Origin of the sequence: Marinobacter manganoxydans MnI7-9 (assembly GCF_000235625.1) — a bacterium.
GTDB lineage: Bacteria > Pseudomonadota > Gammaproteobacteria > Pseudomonadales > Oleiphilaceae > Marinobacter > Marinobacter manganoxydans.
Map to the genome: position 1 here is coordinate 38,650 of NZ_AGTR01000065.1, position 11,995 is coordinate 50,644.

The 11,995-nt window shown below is 56.0% G+C and carries 11 protein-coding genes; 9 read left to right on the forward strand and 2 right to left on the reverse strand.

Going from position 1 to position 11,995, the window contains the following annotated elements; translation table 11 throughout:
- The first annotated feature begins 65 nt into the window (after positions 1-65).
- The 6 genes from KYE_RS15105 to KYE_RS15130 all read left to right on the forward strand — a co-directional run bounded on the left by KYE_RS15105 (position 66) and on the right by KYE_RS15130 (position 5,838).
- On the forward strand, positions 66-458 hold the full coding sequence (locus KYE_RS15105; RefSeq protein WP_008175004.1) for an acyl-CoA thioesterase: 393 nt from the start codon (positions 66-68) through the stop codon (positions 456-458).
- Between the two features lie 33 nt (positions 459-491).
- The gene (locus tag KYE_RS15110; RefSeq protein WP_008175005.1) at positions 492-1,379 is read left to right on the forward strand and encodes a hypothetical protein; all 888 of its coding nucleotides are present in this window, start codon (positions 492-494) and stop codon (positions 1,377-1,379) included.
- A gap of 261 nt (positions 1,380-1,640) precedes the next feature.
- Positions 1,641-2,666: an amino acid ABC transporter substrate-binding protein gene (locus KYE_RS15115; protein WP_008175006.1), complete on the forward strand. Its 1,026-nt coding sequence runs from the start codon at positions 1,641-1,643 to the stop codon at positions 2,664-2,666.
- Positions 2,667-2,756: 90 nt separating this feature from the next.
- A complete protein-coding gene (locus tag KYE_RS15120; RefSeq protein ID WP_008175007.1) occupies positions 2,757-3,944 on the forward strand; it encodes an amino acid ABC transporter permease in 1,188 nt (395 codons plus the stop codon).
- On the forward strand, positions 3,944-5,029 hold the full coding sequence (locus tag KYE_RS15125; RefSeq protein ID WP_008175008.1) for an amino acid ABC transporter permease: 1,086 nt from the start codon (positions 3,944-3,946) through the stop codon (positions 5,027-5,029). Before KYE_RS15120 ends, KYE_RS15125 begins: the two co-directional genes overlap by 1 nt.
- Before the next feature lie 38 nt (positions 5,030-5,067).
- The gene (locus KYE_RS15130; protein WP_014577526.1) at positions 5,068-5,838 is read left to right on the forward strand and encodes an amino acid ABC transporter ATP-binding protein; all 771 of its coding nucleotides are present in this window, start codon (positions 5,068-5,070) and stop codon (positions 5,836-5,838) included.
- Between the two features lie 38 nt (positions 5,839-5,876).
- Here the strand turns inward: KYE_RS15130 and KYE_RS15135 are convergent, their stop codons facing one another.
- Entirely contained in the window at positions 5,877-6,602 is a 726-nt protein-coding gene (locus tag KYE_RS15135) for a UDP-2,3-diacylglucosamine diphosphatase (protein WP_008175010.1), read from the reverse strand.
- Positions 6,599-7,099, reverse strand: coding sequence for a peptidylprolyl isomerase (locus tag KYE_RS15140; RefSeq protein ID WP_008175011.1), 501 nt, complete (start codon positions 7,097-7,099; stop codon positions 6,599-6,601). The genes KYE_RS15135 and KYE_RS15140 overlap by 4 nt, the downstream gene beginning before the upstream one ends.
- Positions 7,100-7,237: 138 nt before the next feature.
- Here KYE_RS15140 and KYE_RS15145 point away from each other — a divergent pair, with 138 nt between their 5' ends.
- The 3 genes from KYE_RS15145 to KYE_RS15155 form a co-directional block, all read left to right on the forward strand.
- A complete protein-coding gene (locus tag KYE_RS15145; protein WP_008175012.1) occupies positions 7,238-8,917 on the forward strand; it encodes a glutamine--tRNA ligase/YqeY domain fusion protein in 1,680 nt (559 codons plus the stop codon).
- Complete coding sequence (gene cysS / locus KYE_RS15150) at positions 8,914-10,302, forward strand: cysteine--tRNA ligase (protein WP_008175013.1); 1,389 nt, start codon at positions 8,914-8,916, stop codon at positions 10,300-10,302. The genes KYE_RS15145 and cysS overlap by 4 nt, the downstream gene beginning before the upstream one ends.
- A 150-nt stretch (positions 10,303-10,452) precedes the next feature.
- Positions 10,453-11,995: malate synthase G (locus tag KYE_RS15155; RefSeq protein ID WP_008175014.1), on the forward strand; the 1,543-nt coding region annotated here is incomplete at its 3' end.

The following is an 11,995-nucleotide window of genomic DNA, read 5'->3' on the forward strand; positions in this document are numbered from 1 at the left end:
CGGCTCTGGGGTCTTTAGGCCCGGCCGGTGTATAGTAGGCGGTTTTCAGAAAGAGGGAAGCCGCTATGTTTTATCTGGAACTGGAACCACGTTTCAGCGATACCGATGCCCTCGGGCATATCAGCAATACCACTCTACCGGTCTGGTTCGAGCAGGCCAGGACGCCGGTTTTCCGTATTTTTCACCCGACCCTTGAAGCCGAGACCTGGCCGCTGATCATTGCACGACTTGAGATTGATCTGATGGCACAGAGCTACTGGCATATTCCGGTCAAGATCAAAACAGGCATCGGTAAGATCGGCAATTCCTCGTTTCATGTGATTCAGGAAGCCTGGCAGGGCGACAAGCAGATTGCCCGGGGTGTTGCAGTGTTAATTCACTTTGATTACGAAATCGAGAAGGCACTGCCGATTCCGGATGACATAAAAGCCAGGCTGGCAGAACATGCGGTAGCGTGATCGCGCACAATTCTGACTTTCCCGGAGGCGCTGGTGTTTGGTAAATACCTTGTATTGATCTCTCTGATGAGTGTTTTGGTGGTAACTGGTTGTGATTCCACTAATGTGGATAACGCGCCCGAATCCGATGGCCAACAACTTACTTCACCGACTGGCCCGGATGTCGATGTCTCGCTGGCACTGACCTCCGCTCAGCTGGACTGGGTAGGCCAACAGATTTTCCGGAACGAGTGCGCAGGGCGTTTTCAGTGTCTGGTCCACTGGAACGACGGCGAGGCGTTTCCGTCATTGGGTATCGGTCACTTCATCTGGTATCCGGAGGGCGTTGAAGGGCGATTCGTGGAAAGTTTTCCGGCCCTTATGGAATACATGGAACAGCGTCAGGTCAATATTCCCGAATGGTTGAGAGCGCTCGAGCCTTTTGACGCTCCCTGGCGCGAAAAAGCAGACTTTCTGGCTGTAGACGATTCACCACGAGTAGCAGAGCTGCGAGAGTTTCTGGCGGGTACCCAGGGGATCCAGGCTGAATTCATATTCCGTCGCGCCAGGAAATCGCTTGGAAAGATTATTGAGGCAGCCCCGGATGATCAAAAGCCAGAGATCGCTGCCAGGCTGGAGTCCTTGAGCCAGACGCCCGGTGGCGTTTACGCCATCATCGACTATGTGAATTTCAAGGGCGAGGGGCTTTCGCCTACGGAGCGCTATGAGGGCCAGGGCTGGGGGCTGCTGCAGGTGCTTTTGGAAATGTCTGAATCACCAGATCAGAGCGCCCTTGTTAAATTCAGGGAAGCAGCTGACACCGTTCTGACGCGACGGGCAGCAAACGCGGAGAATCCCATCGAGCGGGAGCGCTGGCTGCCGGGGTGGCGGAAGCGCCTCGAGACCTACGCAGAGCCCCCAGTCTTCAAAATTTCGAAATAATTTTGCATAAAAACTAGTTCATTTCCCGAACCTTGTTCTACTTTTAATAGGCGCGGCCCTTGGTCTGCCTTTTTTTGGCGCATGGGGTTGGAGCGAAAGCGCCGAACTGGTGCATGAAATGGTATTACTTCGTTCCAGATTCGCCTGAAACGCACCGGTGATTGATAAAAATAATATAAATCATCGGCTTACGCCGAGTGGCTTGCAAATTGCTGATTACACTCGTCGCGATAAAACCAACTGATGTTCGGAGAAAAGACAATGAGAAAGACGAAATCGATTGCCCTGGGGATTGCTCTGGCCGTAGGTACGTTCTCGGCCACTGGTGCCATGGCAGCTACAACTCTGGAGAACGTCAAGGAGAAAGGTCACCTCCAGTGCGGCGTGACCAGCGGTTTGCCTGGCTTCTCGCAGCCTGATGAAAAAGGTAACTGGACCGGTATCGACGTGGATACCTGCCGCGCGGTTGCTGCAGCCATCTTCGGTGACGCAAACGCGGTTGAGTTTACTCCACTGACTGCAAAGGAGCGTTTCACCGCCCTGCAGTCGGGTGAAATCGACATGCTCTCCCGTAACACCACCTGGACACTGACCCGCGATGCGTCCCTGGGCCTGAACTTTGCCGGCGTGAATTATTACGATGGTCAGGGCTTTTTGATCAACAAGGGTATCGGTGTGGACGATGCCACCCAGCTGGACGGTGCCACCATCTGTATCCAGGCCGGTACTACCACCGAGCTGAACCTGTCGGATTACTTCCGCGCCAAGGGCATGGAATTCAAGCCGATCGTGTTCGACACCTCCGAGCAAACCGTTCAGGGCTTTGCGGCGGGTCGTTGCGACGTTCTGACCTCCGACCGTTCGCAGCTGGCGGCGCTCCGCTCAAAGCTGTCCGATCCGAGTTCAGCCAAGATCCTGCCGAACACCATTTCCAAGGAGCCCCTGGGCCCGGTTGTTCGCCAGGGTGACGATCAGTGGTTCAACATCGTCAAGTGGGTGCTCTCCGTGCAGATCAATGCCGAAGAGCTGGGCGTGACCAGCGCCAACGCCGACGACATGCTGAAGTCCGACAACCCGAATATCCAGCGCCTGCTGGGTACCGATGGCGACATGGGTGCCAAGCTTGGACTGCCGGATGACTTCGGTTATCAGGCCGTGAAACTGGTTGGCAACTACGGTGAAATGTATGACCGCAACGTAGGACCGGATACCCCGCTGGGACTGGATCGCGGAATCAACGCGCTCTGGACTGAAGGCGGTATCATGTATGCGCCGCCGGTCCGTTAAGACCTGAAGGCATACGGCGAAGTCTCCTGTGGGAGGCTTCGCCGTTATCTCTGATGCTGTAAACCACAGGGAAGCTCTTCAGGACAATCCATGAAAAAACAAACAATCGATACCCGACCTGCAGGGCCCAAGCCCTGGTACGACCCCCGGGTCCGCTCACTCTTCTTTCAGGCGATAGCCATTGCCCTCGTGTTCTGGGGCGGATGGATTCTCGTCGATAACACGCTTTCCAACATGGAAAGCCGTGGCATCAGCACCGGTTTCGGTTTTCTCGGTGAAACCGCCGGGTTCGGCATCATCATGAATCTGGTGCCTTATGATGCAACCATGTCTTATGGCCGAACCTTCTGGGTTGGTCTAACCAATACATTGCTTGTTTCCGCGATGGGTGTCGTTGCCGCCACCATTCTCGGTTTCATCATTGGTGTTGCGCGACTCTCGAGTAACTGGCTTGTGGCCAAAATGGCGCTGGTTTACATCGAAGTGATCCGCAACATACCGCTGCTTCTGCAGATTTTCTTCTGGTACTTTGCCGTACTCAGCAATCTTCCGTCACCACGCCAGAGTGTTGATGTCGGTGGAGCGCTGTTCCTGAACAACCGGGGCCTTTACCTGCCAGATCCAGTGACCCAGGAGGGTTTCGGAATTGTCTGGGGCGGTATTCTGCTTGCCATCGCTGCTGTCGTCGGGATTCGGATATGGGCGAAAAAACGCCAGTTGGCGACCGGACAGATCTTCCCGACCTTCAAGGTCGGCGTGGCAATTCTGGTGCTGGTACCGATAATCTCTTATCTCGTGGCCGGTCGGCCTCTTGAGTGGGATTTGCCAGCGCTCAGGGGCTTCAACTTTGGCGGGGGAATTACCATCATTCCGGAGTTGGCGGCTCTGTGGATTGCACTGTCGCTGTACACCGCCAGCTTCATCGCTGAAATCGTGCGCTCCGGTATTCTGTCGGTCAGCAAGGGACAAACCGAGGCCTCCAAGGCTTTGGGGCTGCCCAATGGTCTTACCCTCAGGTTGGTGGTGATACCGCAGGCCATGCGGGTCATCATTCCGCCGCTCACCAGTCAGTATCTGAATCTGGTGAAAAACTCCTCCCTGGCAACGGCCATCGGTTACCCGGATCTCGTGGCGGTCTTCATGGGCACCACGCTGAATCAGACGGGGCAGGCCGTCGAGGTTGTCGCCATTACCATGGCGGTATATCTGACCATCAGTCTGCTGATCTCGTTGTTCATGAATATTTACAACCGAGCTGTGGCCATTAAGGAGCGATGATGACCGAGTCAACCATGAAAGCACCCAAGAAGGCGCTCCGTCCGGTCAAGTGGATGCGGGAGAACCTGTTCTCCGGCTGGTTCAACACGGTATTGACGCTGGGTGTGGCCTATCTGCTGGTGACCAGTGTAGGGCCTTTGCTCAACTGGTTTTTCCTCGACGCCAACTTTGTTGGCAGTGATCCGAGCGCCTGTACGGGAGTGGGTGCCTGCTGGCTGTTTATCAGCCAGCGTCTGAATTTCTTTATCTACGGATTCTACCCGGATGAACTGCAGTGGCGGGTCGACGTGATGTTCCTGCTGCTGGCGGTTTCCTTTGTACCCCAGTTCATCGAGCGGTTCCCCGGCCGCAAGTGGCTCGGGCTGTTCGGTATCTTTGGTTTGCCCATTGTTGGCTACTTCCTGATTCCCGGAGGCAGTTTCGGCCTGGAAGAAGTGCAGAGCTCGAAATGGGGCGGCCTGATGCTGACCCTGATCCTGGCTTACATCGGGATTATTGCGTCGTTGCCCATTGGCATATTGCTGGCGCTGGGTCGTCGCTCCGAGATGCCGATCATCCGCGGGATCTGTGTGGTCTTTATCGAGGTATGGCGGGCGGTTCCGTTGATCACGGTTCTGTTCATGGCTTCGGTGATGCTGCCGCTGTTTCTCCCGGAAGGTGTGAACTTCGAGAAACTGGCCCGGGCGCTGATTGGTATAACCCTGTGGCAGTCCGCTTACATGGCGGAAGTGATTCGCGGTGGCCTGCAGGCCATTCCCCGGGGCCAGTATGAGGCTGCCGATGCTCTGGGGCTGGGATACTGGCGCAAAATGGGGCTGGTCATCCTGCCGCAGGCTCTGAAGATGGTTATTCCGGGTATCGTGAACACCTTCATTTCCCTGTTCAAGGACACCACGCTGGTGTTGATTATCGGCCTCTTCGATATCCTCGGCACAGTCCAGTCCACGGTTACCGATCCGGCCTGGCAGAATGTTGCCATTGAGGGCTATGTATTTGTGGCGTTCTGTTTCTGGGTCTTCTGCTTCGGCATCTCCAGATACAGCCAGAACCTTGAACGAAAACTAGACACTGGTCATAAGACCTGACGGGTAATCCTATGACAGACCAAACACAAACCTCAGAAATGCAGACCCCGCCGAAGGACCAGCCGGGAAAAAAACCGGGGATTATCCGGGTTGAGGGCATGCACAAGTGGTACGGGGACTTCCATGTTCTCAAAGATCTCAACCTGACCGTTGATCAGGGCGAGAGAATTGTCATCTGTGGGCCATCCGGCTCGGGAAAATCCACCTTCATCCGTTGCATCAACCGGCTGGAGGAGCATCAGCAGGGCAAAATCATTGTTGATGGTATCGAGCTGACCGATGATGTCCGCCACATTGATACGGTTCGGCGGGAAGTCGGCATGGTGTTTCAGCACTTCAACCTCTTCCCGCACCTGACCGTCCTGGAAAACTGCTGCCTGTCGCCGATCTGGGTGCGAAAAACGCCCCGAAAGGAAGCGGAGGCATCTGCGATGGAGTACCTTGAGCGGGTCAAGATCCCGGATCAGGCTAACAAATTCCCGGGGCAGCTTTCGGGCGGCCAGCAACAGCGTGTGGCGATTGCCAGGGCCCTGTGCATGAAGCCCAAGATCATGCTGTTCGACGAGCCAACCTCGGCCTTGGATCCGGAGATGATCAAGGAAGTGCTGGACGTAATGATTGAATTGGCGGGAAGCGGTATGACCATGCTCTGCGTAACCCATGAGATGGGTTTTGCCAAGACGGTGGCGGACCGTGTGATTTTCATGGACGGTGGCGAGATTGTGGAGCAGGCACCTCCCCACGAGTTCTTTACCAACCCACAGGAAGCCAGAACTCAGAAGTTCCTCCAGCAGATACTCGCGCACTGAAACCAAGACTAAAAAAGCCGGGCATTTGCCCGGCTTTTTTACAACGGCTCCTTGAATAGCTCGGGCTCCTTGCCTGGCTCTGCCTCAAGCCACCAAACGTTCTTGTCCCAGTCTCCCAGTACAATACGCTTTGCCGGCGACCCGTTGGCCGTCAGTTCATGAACCGCGGGGCGATGGGTGTGGCCATGGATCATTCGCTGGACACCGTGCGTTTCCAAGTCCTTGACCACTTCCTCGGGCGTTACGTCCATGATGAACTCCTCCTTGCCCTGATTTTTCGCCATGCTGATTTCCCGTAGCTGGCGGGCCATTTGCTGGCGGTCTTTCAGGGGGCGCTGGAGTATCATCTGCTGCCACTGCGGGTTACGCATGTTGGCCCGGAACTTCTGGTATTCCACATCGGCGGTGCACAGGCTGTCGCCATGCATCAGCAGGGTAGGGGTACCGTACAGATCAATCACCGTCGGATCGTCCAGCAGCGTTGCGCCGGCCCGGTCGCAGAAGTCCTGGCCGATCAGAAAGTCCCGGTTGCCGTGCATCAGGAAAATCCTGGTGCCGCTGTCCCGCAGTTTTCGAAGGGCAGTCGCAATCTGCTCCTGGAGCGGCGTGCGTTCGTCATCTCCTATCCACGCCTCAAAGAAATCACCGAGAATATACAGCTGATCAACACCACTGGCTTTCCCGTCGAGAAAGCCCAGAAATGCCTCAGTAATATCCGGACGGGATTCCTCGAGGTGAAGATCTGAAATAAACAGCGTGGTCACGCGTCCTCCAGAACCTCGGCTTTTTCGATTACCACGTCATCGGCAGGCACATCCTGGTGGCCTGCACGCATGGTGGTGCGCACTGCTCGAATCGCGTTTACCGTGTCCATGCCGTCGGCCACTTTGCCGAACACGCAGTAGCCCCAGCCTTCCGCGTTTTTGGCGGTGTGGTCCAGGAAGCCGTTATTCTCAACGTTAATAAAGAACTGGGCTGTGGCAGAGTGCGGGTCCATGGTGCGTGCCATGGCAATGGTTCCCTGCATGTTGCTCAGTCCGTTATCGGCTTCGTTCTGAATCGAATCGCGGGTTTTACGTGGGGTCATGCCCGGCTCGAAGCCGCCGCCCTGAATCATGAAATTGCTGATCACACGGTGAAAAATCAGGCCATCGTAAAAACCGTCGCGAACGTACTGTTCAAAGTTTTTGGCGGTTTCCGGTGCCTTGTCGTAGTCCAGTTCTAGCTTGATGTCACCGTAGTTGGTTTTCAGCAGAATCATCAGGTTTTCCTGTTCAGAAAGGTTAGGTACGTTAACGGCCCCATTGTACTCAAGACTTTCCCGCTATGCATGAGTCCGGAAAGGATTTGTGAGTATAATACGCGGTTTAAGATTCACTCCCCTTTTAACAGAGATTGTATGAGCGCCGAGTCGAAGAAAGCCCACAACTTTATCCAGAGCCTGATCGAAGACGCCATCGCCAGCGGAGAGCACACCGGCAAGGTGGTCACCCGATTCCCGCCGGAGCCCAATGGCTACCTGCATATTGGTCACGCCAAATCGATCTGCCTGAACTTTGGCATCGCCGAGACCTTTTCCGGCGACTGTAACCTTCGGTTTGACGACACCAACCCGGAAAAGGAAAACCAGGAATACATCGACGCCATCAAGCAGGATGTGGAATGGCTTGGTTACGAGTGGGCCGGGGACGTGCTTTATGCCTCGGATTACTTTGATGCGCTTTATGAATTTGCCGAGGAACTGATTACCCGGGACAAGGCTTACGTCTGCGCCCTGACGGCAGATGAAATGGCCGAGTATCGCGGTAGTCTCAAAGAGCCGGGCAGGAACAGCCCTTACCGGGATCGGCCGGTGGAAGAAAGTCTGCAACTGTTCCGCGATATGCGGGACGGCAAGTATCAGAACGGCGAACTGGTGCTGCGGGCCAAGATCGATATGTCTTCTCCGAACATCAACATGCGGGATCCGATTCTTTATCGCATCCGCTACGCCGAACATCACCAGACCGGGAACAAGTGGTGCATCTACCCGATGTATGACTTCACCCATCCCATTTCGGATGCCTTGGAGGGGATTACCCACTCCCTGTGCACGCTGGAATTCGAGGACCACCGGCCGCTGTATGACTGGGTTCTGGATAACATCTCCGGCCCCTGCCACCCGCGCCAGATCGAGTTTGCGCGGCTGAATCTGAACTACACCATCACCTCCAAGCGGAAGCTCAAGCGTCTGGTGGATGAGAATGTAGTTGATGGCTGGAACGATCCGCGTATGCCAACCATTTCCGGTATGCGCCGGCGTGGCTACACGCCGGAGTCCATCCGCACCTTCTGCGACATGATCGGGGTGAACAAGGCCGGCGGCACTGTGGATGTGGGCATGCTTGAGCACGCCATTCGCGAAGACCTCAACACCCGGGCCCCGAGAGCCATGTGTGTGATGCGCCCGTTGAAAGTCACGCTGACCAATTACCCGGCGGATCAAAGCGAAACGCTCACCTTGCCAGTGCACCCGCAAAATCCGGATATGGGCGAGCGGGAAGTGCCCTGGACCCAGACTCTGTATATCGACCGGGAAGATTTCGAAATGGAGCCGCCGCGTAAATGGAAGCGGCTGGCCCCGGACCAGGCAGTACGCCTCCGTGGCGGCTATGTGATGACCTGCCGGGAAGTGATTCGTGACGACAGTGGCCAGATTGTCGAGCTCAAGTGTGAGTACGATCCCAACACCCTGGGCGTCAATCCCGAGGGCTACAAACCGAACGGCGTGATTCACTGGGTTTCGGCGAGTGACAGTGTAGAGGCAGACATCAATCTGTATGACCGCCTGTTTAACCACGAGTCGCCGGACAGTGACAAGGAAGGCGATCTGATGGATCACCTGAATCCGGAATCGCTGGTGGTTCTCAAAGGCGCGCGCGTCGAAAAGAGTCTTGTCGCGCCCCGTATGGATCTTCCATACCAGTTCGAGCGGGAAGGCTACTTCTTCTGTGATCAGGCCCATACCGAGGCTGCCGGTCGGCCGGTATTCAACCGCACTGTTACGCTCAGGGATTCCTGGGGCAAGGGGGGCAAGTGATCCGCATCTACAATACTCTGACCCAACAGAAGGAAGAGTTTCGGCCAATTGAGCCTGGCAAGGTCCGGATGTACGTCTGCGGTATGACAGTCTATGACTACTGCCACCTGGGGCATGCCCGGGTGCTGGTAGCCTTTGATGTGATTACCCGTTACCTGCGTCATCGCGGTTACGACGTGAACTATGTTCGCAATATCACCGATATTGACGACAAGATCCTGCGCCGTGCGGATGAAAACGGTGAGCCCTATGACGAACTCACGGACCGGATGATCAAAGCCATGCACGAAGACGAAGCCCGTCTCGGCGTGCTGTCACCGGATGAAGAGCCCCGAGCTACCGCGTATATCGACGAAATTATCGCGATGATCCACAAACTGATTGCCGGCGGCCACGCCTACGCAGCGGACAATGGTGACGTCTACTTTTCGGTCGATTCCTTCGATGACTACGGCAAGCTCAGCAAGAAAAAGCTGGAGGATCTTCTGGCGGGCGCGCGGGTGGATGTTCAGGAAGCCAAGCGAAGCCCTGCAGATTTCGCGTTGTGGAAAGCGGCAAAGGCAGGGGAGGTCAGCTGGCCGTCGCCCTGGGGCGATGGTCGTCCTGGCTGGCACATCGAGTGCTCTGCGATGTCCACCTGCTGTCTCGGCGACACATTCGATATTCACGGCGGTGGCCCGGATCTGTTGTTCCCGCACCATGAGAACGAGATTGCCCAGTCAGAATGTGCCACTGGCCACACTTTTGTGAACACCTGGATGCACGCGGGTGCCATCCGGGTGAACAAAGAAAAGATGTCCAAGTCCCTGGGTAACTTCTTCACCATCCGCGAGATCATGGAGAAGTACCCGGCAGAAGTGGTCCGTTACTTCCTGGTTTCCAGCCACTATCGTAGCCAGGTGGATTACTCTGAGGAAAATCTGGCTGAGGCCGGCCGAACTCTGACCCGTTTGTACCATGCGCTCAGAGGCATCGTGCCCGCCAAGGCCGCCGATGTGCCGGAATCCGAGCACGACGAGCGGTTTGCCGAGGCGATGGACGATGACTTCAACACCGCGGGTGCAATTGCCGTCCTGCACGCTGTTGCCAACGAAATCAATCAGCATCGTCGCGATGGTCGTGAAGACGATGCCAAGCAAAGTGCGGCGATTCTGGTAAGGCTTGGTGGTGTTCTGGGGCTGCTGCAGCAGGATCCCGAGGCGTTCTTCCAGGCAGACACGGGTGGTGAGCTTAGCGCCGAAGACATTGAAGCAATGATCCAGGCCAGGGCTGATGCCCGCAAGGCAAAGAATTTTGCCGAGGCCGACCGGATCCGCGACGAGCTCCTCGAGAAAGGTATTATTCTGGACGATTCCCGAGAGGGGACGACCTGGCGTAAAGCCTGAATTTCCGGGAGCTGCCGGTTGGTCAGACCAGTTTTGCGCCTGCAGGAATGATCTTGTAAGGATTTTCCCTTACAATGCGGCGCTCAAATTAGAATGCCCCCTCAAGATGAAGGGGGAGTCGGGAAACGTAACCCACTGAGGCAGACAACGATGACAGAACGCGTACAAGTCGGCGGCATTCAGGTCGCAAAGAATCTGTATGATTTCGTGAACAACGAAGCGATCCCGGGCACCGGAATCGATGCCGATAAATTCTGGGCAGAATTTGACAAGATCGTGAACGAGCTGGCGCCACGCAACCGTGAATTGCTGGCCAAGCGTGATGCTATCCAGGAAAAAATGGACAGCTGGAACCGGGATCACAAGGGCCAGAAGCTCGACATGGGCGAATACAAGTCTTTCCTGAAAGACATTGGTTACCTGGTTGACGAGCCTTCCGAGTTCAAGATCTCCACCTCCAATGTCGACCCGGAAGTGGCAACCATGGCCGGCCCTCAGCTGGTGGTGCCGATCATGAACGCCCGTTTTGCTCTGAACGCTGCGAACGCGCGTTGGGGTAGCCTGTACGATGCGCTGTACGGTACCGACGCGATTTCCGAGGAAGACGGCGCTGAAAAAGGCCGTGGCTACAATCCGGTTCGCGGTGCCAAAGTTATCGAGTGGGCCCGCAACCTGCTCGACAGCTCGGCACCGCTGGCCTCTGGCAGTCACAAAGATGCTGCCAAGTATGTAGTTGAAGGTGGCAAACTGGTCGTCAAGCTGCAGAACGGTGACTCCACGGGCCTGAAAGACGAAGCCGGCTTTGTTGGCTACACCGGTGCTGCTGATGCGCCCACCGGCGTGCTGCTGGTCAAGAACGGCATGCACTTCGAGATCCAGATTGACGCCAGCCACCCGATTGGCAAAGACGACGGTGCCCACGTCAAAGACGTGCTGATGGAGTCTGCACTGACCACCATCATGGATTGCGAAGACTCGGTAGCTGCCGTAGACGCCGACGACAAGGCACTTGCGTACCGCAACTGGCTGGGCCTGATGAAGGGCGATCTGCAGGAAACCTTCGAGAAAGGTGGCGAGCAGTTGACCCGCAAGATGAATGCGGATCGCACCTACACCGCGGCAGATGGCAGCGAGCTGAGCCTGAAAGGCCGCAGCCTGATGTTTATCCGTAACGTCGGCCACCTGATGACCAACCCGGCCATCCTGCTGAAAGACGGTAACGAAGTGCCGGAAGGTCTGATGGACGGTCTGATCACCTCACTGATCGCCATTCACGACATGAAGGGCAATGGCAAGTTCCAGAACAGCACCAAAGGCTCCATGTATATCGTGAAGCCTAAGATGCACGGGCCGGAAGAGGTTGCATTCACCAACGAATTTTTCGGTCGTGTCGAGGATGCATTGAGCCTGCCGCGCTTCAGCCTGAAGGTCGGCATCATGGACGAGGAGCGTCGCACCACAGTTAACCTGAAAGCCTGTATCCACGCCGCGAAAGAGCGGGCTGTGTTTATTAACACCGGTTTCCTGGATCGCACCGGGGATGAGATCCATACCTCCATGGAGCTGGGTCCGTTTATCCGCAAGGGTGCGATGAAGCAGGCGACCTGGATCAATGCCTACGAGCAGTGGAACGTGGACATCGGCCTGGAAACCGGTTTCCGTGGCGTTGCCCAGATTGGTAAGGGCATGTGGG

What these genes read in the sequence shown, in the direction of transcription:
- KYE_RS15105 (WP_008175004.1), top strand. Translation starts at nt 66, where the DNA reads ATGTTTTATCTGGAACTGGAACCACGTTTCAGCGATACCGATGCCCTC.
- KYE_RS15115 (WP_008175006.1), top strand. Translation starts at nt 1,641, where the DNA reads ATGAGAAAGACGAAATCGATTGCCCTGGGGATTGCTCTGGCCGTAGGT.
- KYE_RS15120 (WP_008175007.1), top strand. Translation starts at nt 2,757, where the DNA reads ATGAAAAAACAAACAATCGATACCCGACCTGCAGGGCCCAAGCCCTGG.
- KYE_RS15125 (WP_008175008.1), top strand. Translation starts at nt 3,944, where the DNA reads ATGACCGAGTCAACCATGAAAGCACCCAAGAAGGCGCTCCGTCCGGTC.
- KYE_RS15130 (WP_014577526.1), top strand. Translation starts at nt 5,068, where the DNA reads ATGCAGACCCCGCCGAAGGACCAGCCGGGAAAAAAACCGGGGATTATC.
- KYE_RS15140 (WP_008175011.1), bottom strand. Translation starts at nt 7,099, where the DNA reads ATGATTCTGCTGAAAACCAACTACGGTGACATCAAGCTAGAACTGGAC.
- KYE_RS15145 (WP_008175012.1), top strand. Translation starts at nt 7,238, where the DNA reads ATGAGCGCCGAGTCGAAGAAAGCCCACAACTTTATCCAGAGCCTGATC.